The sequence below is a fragment of the Pseudomonas sp. B21-054 genome (assembly GCF_026016345.1).
GTDB lineage: Bacteria > Pseudomonadota > Gammaproteobacteria > Pseudomonadales > Pseudomonadaceae > Aquipseudomonas.
Genome location: NZ_CP087204.1, coordinates 2,942,515 through 2,958,280, shown reverse-complemented (window position 1 = coordinate 2,958,280; position 15,766 = coordinate 2,942,515). Strand labels below are relative to the sequence as shown.

Here is a 15,766-nt window from a genome sequence, read left to right as displayed (position 1 = left end):
TATAAAGCGCAACACTGCCTTTGTGGCGAGGGGATTTATCCCCGCTGGGGTGCGCAGCGCCCCCCAAAAACTCACATCCAAAATGTCAGGTGAATGGGGTTGGCTGCGTTGGGGCTGCTACGCAGCCCAGCGGGGATAAATCCCCTCGCCACAGGTTCGGTGCCTAGCGAGCCGCCCAGGCGTTGAAACGTTGCTCCAGCTCCTCGCCATGGTCGACCCAGAACTCGGCATCCACCGCCTGGGCTTCAGCCAGATTGGCCTCGGCGGTGGGTAACTGCGCCTGCACCGCCGCAGGCAGCAAGGCCAGGGTCTGGCGATGTACCGGTCCGTAGGGGATGTTTTCCGAGAACACCTTCTGGGTCTGTGGCTGGCTGGCGAACGCAATGAACTGCTCGGCCAGGGCCTTGTTCGGCGTGCCCTTGACCACCGCCCAATACTCCGGATCGTAAAGGCTCTGCGGCCAGACAATGCTCAGCTTCATGCCTTCCTTTTGCGCCGAAGCGATGCGGCCGTTGTAGGCGGCGCTCATCGCCACATCCCCCGCCACCAGCCACTGCGCCGGTTGCGCGCCGGCCTCCCACCACTGGATATTCGCCTTGATCTGGTCGAGTTTGGCGAAGGCCCGGGACACACCTTCCGGCGTGTTCAACACCTTGTACAACTCTTGCGCCTTGACCCCATCGGCCAGCAACGCAATTTCCAAGGTGTACTTGGCCCCCTTGCGCAGGCCGCGCTTGCCCGGGTACTCGGTAACGTTCCAGAAATCCGCCCAGGACCTGGGCGCCTTGGCGAGCTTGCTCTGGTCGTAGGCCAGGACCATCGACCAGACATAGGTGGCGACACCGCATTCATTGAGGGCCCCGGGCACATAATTCGCCGGATCGCCCATCCGTCCCAGGTCGAGCTTCTCGAACAGGCCTTCTTCACAGCCACGCAACAGCTCGGGGCTTTCTACTTCGACCACGTCCCAGCTGGTATGCCCGGCTGCAACCATGGCCTTGATTTTCGACAACTCACCGTTGTATTCGCCAGCCACGATGCTTCCTGCACCACTGGCGTTGAAAGGTTGGAAGTAGGCCTTGTCCTGGGCCTGCTTGGTAGCGCCGCCGAAAGAAATCACGGTCAGGCTTTGTGGCGCGGCTACAACACTGGTACTCAACAACGCCAGGGCACACGCAATATTGCAACGCAAGGATCTGGACATGGAGCGGTTCCTCGAAAATACCAGCTCGCCCGCACGAGCCGGTGACGGGACTCAAAAGTGACCGTAAACACGGGCGGTAAGGTCTACAGCAAAGGCTCTTGTCGGCCTGTTCATGGGTGTCGCCTGGCTGACCGCGAGGAATCTCCTTCCCTTGAAATCGTCCTCCTCAGGCACCTTGCGGTCAGTAATCATTGGGTTCACAGAGATAACTCGCCAGCCGATCCATCAAGCGGTCGCAGGCGGCCATCTGTTCAACACTTACGTATTCGTCGGGTTTGTGCCCCTGCTCCATGCTGCCGGGGCCACACACCACCGTCGGCACGCCGGCCTGATGAAACAGGCCGCCTTCCGTGCCGAATGCGACGGTCCTGAACGCGGCGCTGCCGCACAGCCGGGCAATCAATTGCGCGGCGGCGCTGTCAGGCGAAGTCGCCAGGCCCGGGTAGGCGGACAGCTGTTCAAAACGGATCGCGGTGTCGCCTTGCACCGCGCGCATCGGCGGCAACAGCACCTGTTCGGCGTAGTCCTGCAACTGCTCGACAACCGCCTCTGGGCTGAAATCCGGTAAGGCGCGCACTTCAAAATCGAAACGGCAATCGGCCGGGACGATGTTCAATGCCGTCCCGCCCTGGATCACCCCGACCTGCACCGTCGAATACGCCGGGTCGAAACGCGCGTCCTGCAACGAAGGATCGGCCAGGTCTGCGCCAATCTCGCCCAGGCACCCAATCAAGCGCGCCGCCTGCTCGATGGCGTTCACGCCATAAGGTGCGTAGGCCGAATGGCAAGCCGCCCCTTTGACGTGGCAACGCATCGCCAACTTGCCCTTGTGGCCCAGCACCGGTTGGAGTTGGGTGGGCTCGCCGATCAGGCACAACGCCGGCTGGGGAACGCGTTGAGGCAGCACTTCCAGCAGACTGCGCACGCCCAGGCAACCGACCTCTTCGTCATAGGAAAACGCCAAGTGCACAGGGCGGCGAAGCGGGCTGGCGAGGAATGTCGGCACCGCTGCCAGCACTGACGCCAGATAGCCCTTCATGTCCGCCGTGCCACGCCCGAACAGCTTGCCGTCCAACTCGCTCAGGCAAAACGGATCAACCGTCCAGGCTTGGCCATCCACCGGCACCACGTCGGTATGCCCGGACAAGACCACGCCACCGGGCAGCGCCGGGCCGATACTCGCCAACAGGTTGGCCTTGGTCCGCTCAGGGTTGTAAATCAGCTCGCAGGCCACGCCCAAGCCTTGCAGGTAATCGCGAACGAACTCGATCAGCGCCAGGTTCGAATCGCGACTGACCGTGGCGAAGCCCACCAGACTGGCGAGCATTGCCCGACTGCGCAGCTCACTCATCGCCCGGCACGCCATAGCTGGGCGCCGCTGTCGGGTCCAGGGCACGGGTCAGGTAATCCTGCAGCTGTGGCTGATAGGCCAGCCAGAGTTTCTCCAGTTCGCCGATGGGATTCTCCTCGGCCCAATCCACCCGCAGATCGACGATGGGCCAAGTCAGGTCATCCACCACCGACAACGCCGCCGAGTGCACCGCCCCGGCTTCGCCACCGGCCGCCTGCCCGGCCTGCAACGCGCTCAGCAGGCGTGACGCGAGACAGCCTTCGCTGCGTTCGAAAGCCCCGACCATGGCCTCGATCACCCCCGGGTTGGCCAACAGATTGCCGGCCACCACGCACTGATCACCGGCCAATGCGTGGTGAATGCCCAGGGCGTGACTGCCAGTGAAAATCGCCGTGTGTCCGTGGGCATCGACCACGGCCACCTGGCGGTACTGGCTGTAGCCATTGCGGGCCAGGGCGCGGTCCACCGCTTCTTGCGCCGTCAGGCCGCCCGCCAGCTCATCCAGGATCAGCGGGCCGAGGGCCGGCAGCGTAATGTTCTGGCTCGACACCGCGCCGACGCCGGCCCGCAACCAGGGGCAACGGGCACCGACGGCAATGCTCGAGGAACTGATGGCGATGCCCAACTGGCCGGTTTCGGCGCAGCGCCCAACGATGGAAAAAGTCATGCTGTACTCCTTACTCGGGGATGACCGCGATCACGTCGATTTCCATCAGCCACTGCGGCTGCCCGAGGGCGCTGACCACCAGCCCCGTGGAAATCGGGAAGACGCCCTTGAGCCACTTGCCGACCTCCTGGTACACCGGCTCGCGGTAGCGCGGGTCGATGAGGTAAGTGGTGGTCTTGACGATATGGCTCAGGTCGCTGCCGGCCTCCTCCAGCAATTGCTTGACGTTGCGCATGGCCTGCTCGGCCTGGGCGCGAGGATCGCCGAGGCCCACCAGCTGGCCATTGAAGTCGGTACCGACCTGACCACGCACGTAGACGGTGTTGCCGGCTCGTACGGCCTGGCACAGGTCGTTGTCCAGTGTCTGGTTGGGGTACGTGTCCTTGGTGTTGAACATGCGAATGCGCGTGTGAGTGGGCATCAGCGAACTCCCGTGAGGCTGGTTTTCGAGCGGTGTGAATCGCTGTCCAGTGCCGAGGCCTGGCGCTGGGCAGCATCTTGATAGGTGAGGTAAATGCGTTGCTTCACGATGTGGTCGGCGATATGCCGGGCGTCATGCCACACGCCCCAGATGAACGCCGAGCCACGCCGTGACAACCAGGGCAGGCCGACGAAATACAGGCCCGGCTCGCTGGAAACCCCACGTTGGTGACGAGGCTTGCCGTTGGCGTTGAGCGCGTCGACCTTCAGCCAGCTGTAATCCACCGAGTAGCCGGTGGCCCAGATGATCGTGGTCACACCAGCGTCGACCAAGTCCAGCGCCAGGATCGGCTGGGTCAGGCAGCGCGGATCAGGCGGCAGCTGACGGGCTTCGGGTTCGAGCGGCAGGTCCAGGCCATTGCGGGCAATGTAGGCATCGGCGGCATCCAGCAGCGCCAGGTAGTTTTCGTCGCCACGGGCGATGTTCTCGGCCAGGTTGTCCTCAAAGCTCACCACGCTGGCGTTGAACGATTTCGTCAGGCCCACCAACGTAATGCCCTCATGGGCCAGTCGGCGGAAATCCACGGTATGGCCACCACGGGCACCGCTCACGGCGATGGTCACGTGCTCCTTGCCGGGCTTGACGACCTCCGCGTCCCACTCGCCGAGCACCCCGAGCCACCAGCAGAAATCCCGGTTGCGGTAGGCCCGCGGCGGACGATCATGGGCGCCTACCGAGAGGTAGACCTGCTTGCCGGCGCGCTGCAATTCATCAGCGATCTGCACCCCTGACGAACCGGCTCCCACCACCAACACCGCGCCCTCGGGCAGTTGCCCGGGATTGCGGTATTGGGCGGAGTGAATCTGGGTGACCGACGCCAGTTCCGGCGCGATCGGCGGAATCACCGGCTGCTGGAAGGGGCCGGTGGCGACCACCACATGGATGGCCTCGATCAGGCCCTCGGAGGTTTCAATGGTGAACCCCGGACGGCCGACATTACGCTCGACTTTCCTGACCTCCACGCCAGTACGGATCGGCGCGTTGAACTTGCGGGCATAGGCTTCGAAGTAATCGGCCACCTGATCCTTCGCCGCGAAGGCATCGGGGTCGAGCCCTTCGAATTCCAGCCCCGGAAAACGGTCGTGCCAGGCCGGGCCGTTGGCGACCAGCGAATCCCAACGCGCCGTGCGCCAGGCCTCGGCAATCCGGCTGCGCTCGACCACAAGGTGGGGCACGCCTTGCCGGCTCAGGTGCTCACTCATGGCCACGCCGGCTTGGCCGGCGCCGATGACAAGCGTATCGATGTGAGTTGTTTCAAAAGGCATGTCTGTGCACTTCCGGCAGTAGGTTCGGTTCAGGTCGGCATGGCGCCGCCTCGGGTTCTGATTGTTGTTCTGCGGTTGCGACTATCGATGGGCGGTGTCGAGGCGATTGTGTTGGCAGGCGGGGATTTGCGAAACGAGGGTTTTTATCGTTGCTGGGAAGGAAAAAACTGGATGAACGCCCAATGCGGGATCAGGCGATTCAAGAGGGGTCAAGATCTGACGAGACTGAATACTGGCTGACCGGCCTACTCCAACCGCGCCGGAAACGCCTTGAGCTCCAGCTTTTCCATCACCAGCCCAATGAACGCCGAGACCGCCAGCGGCAATTGGCGCCGGCTCGGATAAAGCACATTCAGGCCGAAGCCGATACGCTGGTATTGCGGCAGCACACGGACCAGTCTTCCGGCTTCCAGGTCCACGCGGCTCAGCGCCGAGGGCAGCACGGCGATGCCCAGGCCCGCCACGGCAGCCTTGCGCTGCGCTTGTGCGGTGTTGGCGTTGAAGCGGCAGGGAACCTGCACCTCCTGCTCGGCACCGTCTGGGCCAATGAGCCGCCAGTGACTCAAGCCGCTGGGATGGGCGAAGCTCACGCTGTCATGGTGAGCCAGGTCCTGCAGCGAAGTCGGCGCTCCGCGCTTGGCAATGTAAGCGGGACTGGCAACCATGCCGTCACCGTCGTTCTTGATGAGTTGGCGCCCGACATAACCGGAGTCCTGTAGCGGACCGCCGCGAAAGGCCACGTCGATGCGGTCGGCAATCAGGTCGACACGGGCATCGCTGAGCACGAAATCAAGCTGCACCCGAGGATGCGCGGCGAGGAAGTCCGCCACCCATTGCATCGGAAAAAAATCGAAGAAATCCGCCATCGCCGCGATACGCACCCGGCCGCTGGGTTCATCGCTGCCCTTCATCAGTTCCTGCCCCGCCTCGGTCAGCCCGTCCACAGCGCCGACGCAGCGCTCATAGAACCCCTGCCCCACCTGAGTCAGCGTGAGTTTGCGGGTAGAGCGTTGCAGCAGTCGCGTCCCCAATTGCGTCTCCAACTGCTGGACGCGCCGGCTCACGGTATTGGACGGCATGCCCAAGCGCCTCGCCGCTTCGGCAAAGCTGCCGCTGCGTACCACCTGGACAAACAGTGCGACGTCGTTCAGATCGAGCATCGGGGCGCCATTCCTTCGTTATTTGGATGAGTTCAATCCGATTGTATCGACTAATCAATCTATTGCCAGGCACTTATCCTTCTCCCATCGAGGCCCACCCAGGCTCAGGCATCCGAGGTCAACCATGAACAGCATCGTCACAGCACCACCGCGCACCATCGTCCACCGCACCCGGGGCAACCGCCACGGGCCGATCACCCGCCTCATGAGCCCGGGCGACCTCGGCCAACGCTGCAAGCCCTTTGTGTTTCTCGATCTCTTCGCCTTCAAGGCCGACGGCATGAACAAAGGTTTCGGCATGCACCCGCACTCCGGGATCGCGACGCTGACCTACATGATCGAAGGTCAGGTGGCCTACGAAGACACCACTGGGCAATCGGGTGTACTGCCCAGCGGTGGCATGGAATGGATGCAAGCCGGTAACGGCGTATGGCACGACGCCCGGCCGGTCGGCAGCTCGTCGATCCATGGCTTCCAGCTTTGGGTCGCGCTGCCGGCCGCTGAAGAAAACGCGCCGGCCCACAGCGTCTACCTGGCACCCGCCGATATCCCTCGGGAAGGTCCGGCGCGGGTGTTGCTCGGCCAATATGGCGCGGCTCGCAGCAGCGTTGCAGCCCCGGCGGGGACAAACTATTTGGCCGTGCAGTTGAAAGACCAGGAACGCTGGCGCTACACGCCACCGGCTGGGCACACCGTCGCCTGGCTGGCCGTCAACGACGGCAGCCTCGACGCCGGCGGCAGCGTCAATGCCGGGGAAATGGTGGTCTTCGAAGAGTCCGGCGCAGCCATCGACATCGTTGCCAAGGGCGCGACCTCCTTCGTGCTCGGCTCAGCGGTCAAGCATCCCCACGACCTGGTGCTGGGTTACTACTCGGTGCACACCAGCCAAGCGGCGCTGGAAAAAGGCGAAAACGAAATCCAGCGCATCGGCGCCCTATTGCAACAAGAGGGCCGGTTGGCCTAGCCGACCCTCGACTCAATCCTATCTGTTCTCTTTTGAGGTGAATCATGAGCAACGTCGGTCTCGATGTTTTGCTGTCCCGCGCCCAAGTCGGCAAGCTGTCCCTGAAAAACCGCATGGTCATGGCCCCCATGACCCGCAGCCGCGCAGGCGCCGGTGACGCGGCCACGCCCCTCATGGCCGAGTACTACAGCCAGCGGGCCAGCGCCGGCCTGATCGTCAGCGAAGGCTCCCAGGTGTCCGCCCAGGGCAAGGGTTACCTGAGAACGCCGGGGATTTTTACCCCCGAACAAATCGCCGGCTGGAAACACGTGACCGACGCGGTTCACGCCGAAGGCGGACAGATGTTCCTGCAGCTGTGGCACGTGGGCCGGCTCTCCCATCCGTTGGTGCAAATCAACGGCGCCCAGCCCGTAGCCCCTTCGGCAATCAAGGCCGACGGCGAGATCTACACCCCTGAAGGCCCCAAGCCTTACGAACTGCCAAGGGCCTTGGACCTCGATGAGATCCCCGGCGTGGTTGCTGATTTTCGCCAGGCCGCCGTCAACGCGAAACTGGCCGGGTTCGACGGCGTGGAGATCCATGGAGCCAACGGCTACCTGATCGATCAGTTCCTGCGCGACGGCACCAACCAACGTACCGATGCCTACGGCGGCTCGATCGAAAACCGCGCGCGCTTTCTCAAGGAGGTGGTCGAGTCAGTGATTGAAGTCTTTGGTGCCATCCGTGTGGGTGTTCGCCTGTCGCCGATCTTCAGCTATTTCTCGATGAGCGACAGCAACCCCCAGGCGACTTTCGACTACGCCGCCAGGATGCTCAGCCGTTATGGCCTGGCTTACCTGCACATCGTGGAGCTGGGTGAAGGCACGTTCGACTTCCTGGAACTCAAACGCCGTTTCGGTGGGCCTTACATCGCCAACGGCGGCTACAGCGCCGAACGCGCGGCCACGGCCATCAGCCGCGGCGACGCGGACCTGGTCGCGTTCGGGACGCCGTTCCTGGCCAACCCGGATCTGGTGGAGCGTTTCAAGCAAGGCCTGGCATTGAACGCGCCTGACGCGGCTACGTTCTATCAGGGCGAAGAACGCGGCTATACGGATTATCCAACCCTGGTCGAGGCTCAAGTGGCGCGGTAAGCGCCGAGGGATGTACCGCCCTCATCGCGAGCAAGCTCGCTCCCACACTCGATCCTCAGCGGGCCCGAAATGTGTGCTCGACGCCGATTCCCCTGTGGGAGCGAACTTGCTCGCGATAGCGGTCATTCCACTAATTGAACGATCCGCGGCTCGATCGCGCCGGCCTCCACCTCAACCAGCGCCAACGTCACCGGCAACTTGAACCGTCGCCGGCCGGCGCTGCCGGGGTTGAGGTAGAGCCGCTCGCCACGCCACTCGATCAGCGGTTTATGGGAATGGCCGGTGATCACCAGTCTCACGCCCGGGTCGAGTGGCGCCGGCACATCCGCGATGTCATGGACCAGCAGCACCGGCCATCCCCCCAGGTCGAATTGCAGGCAATCGGCAAGGTGCCCTGCCCACTCGGCCTGCAGATCGTTGTTGCCGCGCACCACGTGCAGTTCGCCGATGGATGCCAGGACGTCGAGGATTTCCGGGCTGCCGATATCACCGGCATGAATGATCCGCTCACAGCCTTGCAGCGCGGCAAGCGCTTCGGGGCGCAGTAGGCCGTGGGTATCGGAAATGACGCCGACTTTCATGAAACCTTTCTCCAATCGTGTGCCGCCGCTTGTGCCTGCCTCGTCGCAGTCAGTTAACATGCTGAATTCGAATAGGATAGGCTGCGCCGTGAAAGGTGCAGACCCGTCGTGGAAAGGATACGTCAATGCTCGGACGCAAGCAGCCAGAGCCCAATCTCGAAAGCCCCGATGAGGCCTTCTCCCCCCAGACCACCCAGGCCGGAGCGGCGTTGCGGCTCACCGTGAGCTTCATGCTGGTGGTGGTTGTGGCCTTCCTGGCCGTCGAAGGCTGGCGGACGTGGCGCGACTATCGTGCCGCTTTTGCATCTGCCCGGGATTCAGTGACGAACCTGGCGCGGGCGACGGCCCAGCACGCTGAAGACACCATTCGACAAGTGGATGTGGTCACCGCCGCCCTTGCCGAACGGGTGGAGGGCGATGGCCTGCAGAACATGGATATCCCCCGCATCCATAAGCTATTGGTGCAGCAGGCCGCCATCATGCCGCAACTGCACGGGTTGTTTATCTATGGCCCGGACGGCCAATGGCTGGTGACGGACAAGGAGACGATCCCGGAAATGGCGAACAACGCCGACCGCGACTACTTCCAATACCACCGCACCCACGAGGATCGAGGCGTGCGCATCGGCGACGTCGTCAAGAGCCGTTCCACCAACGACCTGATCATTCCCATTTCCCGCCGCCTGAACAACCCCGATGGCTCGTTTGCCGGCGTATTGCTGGGGACCGTGAAGGTGAGCTATTTCGTCGACTACTACGGCGACTTCAAAATCGATGGCAAAGGCGCGCTGGTCCTGGCCAAGCGCAGCGGAACGATCCTGGTCCGACGTCCCTTCGTCGCTTCGGTGATTGGCAAGAGCCTGGTCAACAGCGTGATTTTCAGGGAACATTTACCCACCTCCAACCAAGGGGTTGCCGAAGCCAAGGCCGTCGTCGACGACACCGAGCGCCTGTACGGCTACCGGGCCCTGACCACTTACCCGCTGGTGGTGGAAGCCGGCTTGTCCCGCGAATCGATCATCGCGCCCTGGCGCCGCGACCTGTTGAAGACCGGTCTGGTGCTGATTTTCCTGATCGCGATACTGGTGGGCTTCGGGCTCATCGTGTTGAGCCAACTGCGCTACCGCATGGCCATGGAGAAGCAGATTCGCAGCGCCCACCAGGCCATGCGCGACATGGCGCTGACCGACAGCCTGACCGGGCTGGGCAACCGCAGGCGGCTGGACATTGCCCTGGCCGATGAGATCCGCCTGGCCAGGCGCCAGGGTTCGTCCCTGGCCCTGATCATGCTCGACGTCGATTACTTCAAGCGTTTCAACGACAGATACGGCCATGCCGCCGGGGACGATTGCCTGCGGGCGATTGCAGCCGCGCTCAGGCAGACCATCAAACGGCCGGGCGACCTGGCGGTCCGCTACGGCGGTGAAGAGTTCACCGTGCTGCTGCCAAACACCGACAGCGCCGGCGCCACCAAGGTCGTGCAGCAAATACTCGAAGCGGTCAGGGCCTTGAACATTGAACATGGCGACCATCCCTTGGGCATCGTGACCATCAGCGCGGGCGTCACCACCTGCCAGCCGAGCGGCGAGGACGTCACCCCGGCCATGCTGATCAGGGCCGCCGATGCCTTCTTGTACCTGGCCAAGAACACCGGGCGAAACCGCTGGTGCAGCGCCGACTCGACGCCGGGGTGAACCCCGCGGGAGCGCCGCGCATCGGTCAGGATCGTGCAAACCCAAGTCCACAGGTGCCGGCCACGCGCCTGGCGGCTACAATGCGCACTTCGACCGTGACCAGCCTGACTAAAAATAAATGTCCTTGCCCAAACATCATCTGGAATTGCTCAGCCCCGCCCGCGACGTGACCATCGCCCGCGAGGCCATCCTGCATGGCGCCGACGCCGTATACATCGGTGGCCCGAGTTTCGGCGCGCGCCACAATGCCTGCAACGAAGTGGCCGATATCGCCCGGCTGGTGGAGTTCGCCCATCGTTACCACGCCCGGGTGTTCACCACGATCAACACCATCCTGCACGACAACGAACTGGAACCGGCCCGCCAGCTGATCCACCAGCTGTACGATGCCGGTGTCGATGCGCTGATCGTCCAGGACCTCGGGGTGATGGAGCTGGACATCCCGCCCATCGAGCTGCACGCCAGCACCCAGACCGACATTCGTACCCTGGCCCGGGCCAAGTTCCTCGACCAGGCCGGTTTCTCGCAACTGGTGTTGGCCCGCGAGTTGAACCTGCAGGAAATCCGCGCCATCGCCGACGAGACCGAAGCGGCCATCGAGTTCTTCATTCACGGTGCGCTGTGCGTGGCGTTTTCCGGCCAATGCAACATCTCCCATGCCCAGAATGGCCGCAGCGCCAACCGTGGCGACTGCTCCCAGGCCTGTCGCCTGCCCTACACCCTCAAGGACGACCAGGGTCGGGTGGTCGCCTATGAAAAACACCTGCTGTCGATGAAGGACAACAACCAGAGCGCCAACATCCGTGCCCTGGTGGAAGCCGGCGTGCGCTCGTTCAAGATCGAAGGCCGCTACAAGGACATGGGCTATGTGAAGAACATCACCGCCTATTACCGCCAGCGCCTGGACGATGTCCTCGAAGACCGCCCGGACCTGGCCCGCGCGTCCAGCGGCCGCACCGCGCACTTCTTCGTGCCCGATCCGGACAAGACCTTCCACCGTGGCAGCACCGACTATTTCGTCAGCGAGCGCAAGATCGATATCGGCGCCTTCGATTCGCCGACCTTCACCGGTGTGCCGGTGGGCGTGGTGGAAAAAGTCGGCAAGCGCGACATGCAAGTGGTGACCTTTGACCCGCTGTCCAACGGCGACGGCCTCAACGTGCTGGTCAAGCGTGAAGTGGTCGGTTTTCGGGCCAACATCGCCGAGCCCAAGGGCGAATTCGAAGAGGACGGCCAGAAGCGTTACCGCTACCGTGTCGAGCCCAATGAGATGCCGGCCGGCATGTACCAGTTGCGCCCTAATCATCCACTGAGCCGCAACCTGGACCACAACTGGCAGCAAGCGCTGCTCAAGACCTCCTCGGAGCGCCGCGTGGGCCTGGCCTGGAGCGCTCGCCTGCGCGAAGAGCGCCTGGAACTGACCGCCACCAGTGAGGAAGGCGTCAGCGCCAGCGTCGCCCTGGACGGGCCGTTCGGGCTTGCGAACAAGCCGGAACAAGCCTTGGAGCAGTTACAGGACCTGCTCGGGCAACTGGGCACGACCGAGTACCACGCCACATCGACCCAGCTCGACGCGCCCCAGGCGTACTTCATTCCCAATTCGCAGCTCAAGGCGTTGCGTCGTGAAGTCATCGAAGCCCTGACCGCCGCCCGCATTGCCGCTCACCCTCGCGGTGGCCGCAAGGCCGAGACCAACCCGCCGCCGGTGTACCCGGAGTCGCACCTGTCGTTCCTCGCCAACGTGTACAACCAGAAGGCCCGGGACTTCTACCACCGCCACGGCGTCAAGCTGATCGACGCAGCCTTCGAGGCCCACGAGGAAACCGGCGAAGTGCCGGTGATGATCACCAAGCACTGCCTGCGCTTCTCGTTCAACCTCTGCCCCAAGCAGGCCAAGGGCGTCACCGGCGTACGCACCAAAGTCGCCCCGATGCAGCTGATCCACGGTGATGAAGTGCTGACGTTGAAATTCGACTGCAAACCCTGCGAGATGCATGTGGTAGGCAAGATCAAGGGCCACATCCTTGACCTGCCGCTGCCGGGCAGCAAGGCCGAGCCGGTTGTCGGGTACATCAGCCCTGAAGACCTGCTCAAGACGATTCCTCGCGCACCGCACTGAGTCCGCAAGGCCTGGGAGCAACGCAGATCCCTGTGGGAGCGAGCTTGCTCGCGATGGCGTCAACAGGATCAGCATGGATGCCAGCTGACCCACCGCTATCGCGAGCAAGCTCGCTCCCACAATGAATATCAGGTGGTTGGAATGGATTTTTCATTTCTGCGCCGTTTTCGCTTTTCCGGGCGACAAATTCTGTTCAAGGGCTCCCCCGCCGCGCATCCATGGTGTTAGGTTGTAAGTGATTGTTTCATCAAACAACACTTCTTCCCTGCAAAGGAATGCCTGCCACCATGAACTTCCCGTTCAAGCGTCTTGCCGTTGCCACCCTCGTACTGTCCAGCCTGTCGTCATTCGCGATGTCGGCCAACGCCAATATCACCGCACAACAAAGCGCGACCATCGTCAAAACCTTCTCCGACACCTCCGTCACCGACTTCCGGCAGTTCCTGGGAGAAGTATCCAAAAGTGATCTCGCCAAAACCGCCAACCTCGGCCCGGCCATCAACGCCTTCCTCGACAACAAGACCCTGTCGGCTGAACAGCAGAACGAAATCCATCGCCTGCTGGGCCTCTACGCCCGAGTGAAATACGGCAAAGCGGCCACCGAGACGTTGAAGGAGCTTGTGGCCATTCCGACCTTTCGCAAGGACGGCGTTGCCCAGCACGAGAACCCGGAATTCCTCAAGATCGCCGACAAGATCAAAAGCCTGGCCGAGTCTTTCCACCTGAACTTCCGCAACATCGACAACCGCGTCTATGAGATTTCCCTCGAAGGCAGCGGTGACGAAGTCGTGGGCATTCACGCCCATGCCGATGTGGTGCCGGTGACGCCGGAAAACTGGGTATTGAAAGACGGCACCCGGCTCGATCCGTTCAAGGTCACCCTGGTGGGCGATCGCATGTATGGCCGGGGCACCGAAGACGATAAGAACGGCATCGTGGTGGCGCTCTATGCCATGAAGATCATCAAGGAAGAGAAGCTGCCGCTGGCGAGGAATTTCAAGTTGCTGGTGGACACCACTGAGGAAACCACTGGCGACGCGATCCCCTATTATTTCGAACGCAACCCGACGCCCAACTACAACCTGGCGCTGGATGGCGGCTACCCCGTGGTGATTGCCGAGAAAGGCTACGGCACCGTCATGGCGAACTTCGCCCGACGTGACGCCCAGGGTCAGGGCGCCGAAATCACCGCACTGACCGGCGGCCTGGCCACCAACCAGATTCCGTCGACGTCGGTTGCCACCTTTGCCAGCGACAAGCCGGCCGAACTGGCCGCCAGCCTGCTCAAGGCCGGTACGGACTACGCCAAGCGCAATGGCGGAAATTTCGAAGTGGCCTCCAAGGTCGTCGGCAAGGATGTGCAACTGACCTTCACCGGCGTTTCTGCGCACTCCTCCGAGCCCGAGTCAGGCGTCAACCCAGTCGCCAGGATGCTGGATTTCATCAACGGCCTCGACGGCAAGGTCGCGCTCAAGCACAACCACATCACCGACGCCGCCCGTTACGCCGCCGAGAACTGGGGCCTGGACTATTTGGGCAAACAATTGGGGATTGGCTTTTCCGATGCCTTCATGGGCCCGCTGACCGCCTCCCTGACCTATGTCGGCATGGATGAAAAGACCTTCAAGCTTGCGGTCAATCTACGAGTCCCGGTCGGCAAGTCCACAGAAGCGCTCAAGACTGACATTGCCGATAAATTGGCCGCCTGGAGCAAGAAATCCCACGTCGCCGTGGCCTTCGATTACTCCATCGATGAGCCGATGTACCGCAACCCCGAGGGTGAATGGGTCAAGGCGCTTTTGGCCGTGTCCACCGAAAACCTGGGCATGGAACACAAGTACGGCACCTCCGCCGGCGCCACCTCGGTCCATGACTTGCCCAATGGCGTGCAGTTCGGCCTGGCCATGCCCGACGTCAAGTACACCGGTCATAACGACAACGAGTTCAAGACGGTCGAGCAGTTCCTGCTGGACCTGCAGATCGTGACCGAGATGATGGGGCGGATTGGGCAGATGCCGAAGTTGTAAGTATTCCTGCTCGGGAAAGCCATCGAGGTTTGTGGGTTCTAATGTGGCGAGGGGATTTAGCGAAACGTCGCACCGCCCCGCTGGACTGCGCAGCAGTCCCAGGATTTTGCGGTTGCTGCGTAACCGAGCGGGGATAAATCCCCTCGCCACAGGGCCACTTTATTCCTTCAGGTAAGTTGCACTTGGATCGATGACCTTGGCGGTAATATCGACCAGCTCCAGCCCCCAATCACCATGCAGGTACCAATCCTCTCCGATCATCTCGGCCGGGTGCATCGTTCGATCGGCACCGTTACCACAGGCCAAGGCCGTGGTCGGACAGTAACGATCACAGCCCCAGCAAATGCGCTCGGGATGTTTGGGACTGATGGGAAAAGGCTTTGCCATGACGACCCCGCATAACAGATGGGTGTGCCCGTACCCTACCGCATCATCGCGACATCCCCCTTGATTCCGATCAAGAACAACCGTGCCTGGATGAGCCGATGTTCACTGTTCGGGAATTCACGCTGAAAATTGACAAGAATCATTATTATTCGCAGCGATGCCTCCTAGACTCGGCCATCTCTTAGTTGTCCAGGAAGTCATCATGCGCACGCTTGCCCCTCTGTCTCTCGCCCTGCTGTTTCTCGCACCCCTGGCCCAGGCCAAGGAATACCCCATCGGTGAACCACAAATGTGTCCAGGGCTGGAGGTCGGCGCGGTGTATCTGCAACCGATCGAAATGGCCCCGGCCGGCATGATGCGGGCCACGGCCGATTCCGACGTGCACCTGGAGGCCGACATCCGCGCCACGGCGGACAACAAGCAAGGCTTCCAGGAAGGCAGCTTCGTGCCCTACCTCAACGTGTCCTTCCAACTGAAGAAACAAGGTAACGACACCGAACTCAAGGGGGACTTCCATGCCATGGTCGCCAATGACGGGCCGCACTATGGCGACAACGTGAAGCTGCTCGGCCCCGGCAAATACCAACTGACCTTCACCGTCCTCCCACCCGGCGGTCACGGCTCCCTCGGTCGTCACACCGACAAGGAAACCGGCGTGGCCCCTTGGTTCGAGCGCTGCGAACTGCATTACGAATTCGTCTACGCCGGGATCGGTAAAAAAGGCGGGTATTGA

General features: G+C 62.4%; 14 protein-coding genes. 6 read left to right on the top strand and 8 right to left on the bottom strand.

What is annotated here, in order from left to right:
* Positions 1-163: 163 nt before the first annotated feature.
* The 6 genes from LOY70_RS13345 to LOY70_RS13320 form a co-directional block, all read right to left on the bottom strand.
* Complete coding sequence (locus LOY70_RS13345; RefSeq protein WP_265037404.1) at positions 164-1,204, bottom strand: ABC transporter substrate-binding protein; 1,041 nt, start codon at positions 1,202-1,204, stop codon at positions 164-166.
* Between the two features lie 181 nt (positions 1,205-1,385).
* Positions 1,386-2,555, bottom strand: a complete 1,170-nt coding sequence (gene argE, locus LOY70_RS13340) for an acetylornithine deacetylase (RefSeq protein WP_265037402.1) — start codon at positions 2,553-2,555, stop codon at positions 1,386-1,388.
* A complete protein-coding gene (locus LOY70_RS13335; RefSeq protein WP_265037400.1) occupies positions 2,548-3,222 on the bottom strand; it encodes a DUF1028 domain-containing protein in 675 nt (224 codons plus the stop codon). The genes argE and LOY70_RS13335 overlap by 8 nt, the downstream gene beginning before the upstream one ends.
* Positions 3,223-3,232: 10 nt before the next feature.
* Complete coding sequence (locus LOY70_RS13330) at positions 3,233-3,643, bottom strand: RidA family protein (protein ID WP_003201555.1); 411 nt, start codon at positions 3,641-3,643, stop codon at positions 3,233-3,235.
* Positions 3,643-4,968 carry a flavin-containing monooxygenase gene (locus LOY70_RS13325; RefSeq protein WP_265037367.1) on the bottom strand — a complete coding sequence of 442 codons (1,326 nt, stop codon included), beginning with the start codon at positions 4,966-4,968 and terminating at the stop codon, positions 3,643-3,645. The genes LOY70_RS13330 and LOY70_RS13325 overlap by 1 nt, the downstream gene beginning before the upstream one ends.
* A gap of 245 nt (positions 4,969-5,213) precedes the next feature.
* Complete coding sequence (locus tag LOY70_RS13320) at positions 5,214-6,128, bottom strand: LysR family transcriptional regulator (RefSeq protein ID WP_265037365.1); 915 nt, start codon at positions 6,126-6,128, stop codon at positions 5,214-5,216.
* Positions 6,129-6,252: 124 nt separating this feature from the next.
* On the opposite strand from LOY70_RS13320, the gene LOY70_RS13315 reads away from it, so the two are divergent.
* Both LOY70_RS13315 and LOY70_RS13310 read left to right on the top strand, forming a co-directional pair.
* A complete protein-coding gene (locus tag LOY70_RS13315; protein WP_265037363.1) occupies positions 6,253-7,092 on the top strand; it encodes a pirin family protein in 840 nt (279 codons plus the stop codon).
* 44 nt (positions 7,093-7,136) lie between these two features.
* Positions 7,137-8,225: an alkene reductase gene (locus tag LOY70_RS13310; protein ID WP_265037361.1), complete on the top strand. Its 1,089-nt coding sequence runs from the start codon at positions 7,137-7,139 to the stop codon at positions 8,223-8,225.
* Positions 8,226-8,347: 122 nt separating this feature from the next.
* On the opposite strand, the gene LOY70_RS13305 is transcribed toward LOY70_RS13310, so the two are convergent.
* Positions 8,348-8,806 carry a metallophosphoesterase family protein gene (locus LOY70_RS13305; RefSeq protein ID WP_072404281.1) on the bottom strand — a complete coding sequence of 153 codons (459 nt, stop codon included), beginning with the start codon at positions 8,804-8,806 and terminating at the stop codon, positions 8,348-8,350.
* Positions 8,807-8,931: 125 nt separating this feature from the next.
* On the opposite strand from LOY70_RS13305, the gene LOY70_RS13300 reads away from it, so the two are divergent.
* The 3 genes from LOY70_RS13300 (at position 8,932) to LOY70_RS13290 (ending at position 14,646) form a co-directional block, all read left to right on the top strand.
* Positions 8,932-10,500: a sensor domain-containing diguanylate cyclase gene (locus tag LOY70_RS13300; protein ID WP_265037358.1), complete on the top strand. Its 1,569-nt coding sequence runs from the start codon at positions 8,932-8,934 to the stop codon at positions 10,498-10,500.
* A 118-nt stretch (positions 10,501-10,618) separates the two neighbouring features.
* Positions 10,619-12,619 (top strand): peptidase U32 family protein, encoded by a 2,001-nt coding sequence (locus tag LOY70_RS13295; RefSeq protein WP_265037356.1) that lies wholly within the window; start codon positions 10,619-10,621, stop codon positions 12,617-12,619.
* Between the two features lie 287 nt (positions 12,620-12,906).
* The gene (locus tag LOY70_RS13290) at positions 12,907-14,646 is read left to right on the top strand and encodes a dipeptidase (protein ID WP_265037354.1); all 1,740 of its coding nucleotides are present in this window, start codon (positions 12,907-12,909) and stop codon (positions 14,644-14,646) included.
* A 159-nt stretch (positions 14,647-14,805) separates the two neighbouring features.
* On the opposite strand, the gene LOY70_RS13285 is transcribed toward LOY70_RS13290, so the two are convergent.
* Positions 14,806-15,033: a DUF3079 domain-containing protein gene (locus LOY70_RS13285; RefSeq protein ID WP_265037352.1), complete on the bottom strand. Its 228-nt coding sequence runs from the start codon at positions 15,031-15,033 to the stop codon at positions 14,806-14,808.
* 202 nt (positions 15,034-15,235) lie between these two features.
* Here LOY70_RS13285 and LOY70_RS13280 point away from each other — a divergent pair, with 202 nt between their 5' ends.
* Positions 15,236-15,766: an iron transporter gene (locus LOY70_RS13280; RefSeq protein WP_265037350.1), complete on the top strand. Its 531-nt coding sequence runs from the start codon at positions 15,236-15,238 to the stop codon at positions 15,764-15,766.

Coding starts and splice junctions, on each gene's coding strand:
- LOY70_RS13280 (WP_265037350.1), top strand. CDS start 15,236: ATGCGCACGCTTGCCCCTCTGTCTCTCGCCCTGCTGTTTCTCGCACCC.
- LOY70_RS13320 (WP_265037365.1), bottom strand. CDS start 6,128: ATGCTCGATCTGAACGACGTCGCACTGTTTGTCCAGGTGGTACGCAGC.
- LOY70_RS13305 (WP_072404281.1), bottom strand. CDS start 8,806: ATGAAAGTCGGCGTCATTTCCGATACCCACGGCCTACTGCGCCCCGAA.
- LOY70_RS13310 (WP_265037361.1), top strand. CDS start 7,137: ATGAGCAACGTCGGTCTCGATGTTTTGCTGTCCCGCGCCCAAGTCGGC.
- LOY70_RS13290 (WP_265037354.1), top strand. CDS start 12,907: ATGAACTTCCCGTTCAAGCGTCTTGCCGTTGCCACCCTCGTACTGTCC.
- LOY70_RS13345 (WP_265037404.1), bottom strand. CDS start 1,204: ATGTCCAGATCCTTGCGTTGCAATATTGCGTGTGCCCTGGCGTTGTTG.
- LOY70_RS13285 (WP_265037352.1), bottom strand. CDS start 15,033: ATGGCAAAGCCTTTTCCCATCAGTCCCAAACATCCCGAGCGCATTTGC.
- LOY70_RS13330 (WP_003201555.1), bottom strand. CDS start 3,643: ATGCCCACTCACACGCGCATTCGCATGTTCAACACCAAGGACACGTAC.
- argE (WP_265037402.1), bottom strand. CDS start 2,555: ATGAGTGAGCTGCGCAGTCGGGCAATGCTCGCCAGTCTGGTGGGCTTC.
- LOY70_RS13335 (WP_265037400.1), bottom strand. CDS start 3,222: ATGACTTTTTCCATCGTTGGGCGCTGCGCCGAAACCGGCCAGTTGGGC.
- LOY70_RS13295 (WP_265037356.1), top strand. CDS start 10,619: ATGTCCTTGCCCAAACATCATCTGGAATTGCTCAGCCCCGCCCGCGAC.
- LOY70_RS13325 (WP_265037367.1), bottom strand. CDS start 4,968: ATGCCTTTTGAAACAACTCACATCGATACGCTTGTCATCGGCGCCGGC.
- LOY70_RS13300 (WP_265037358.1), top strand. CDS start 8,932: ATGCTCGGACGCAAGCAGCCAGAGCCCAATCTCGAAAGCCCCGATGAG.
- LOY70_RS13315 (WP_265037363.1), top strand. CDS start 6,253: ATGAACAGCATCGTCACAGCACCACCGCGCACCATCGTCCACCGCACC.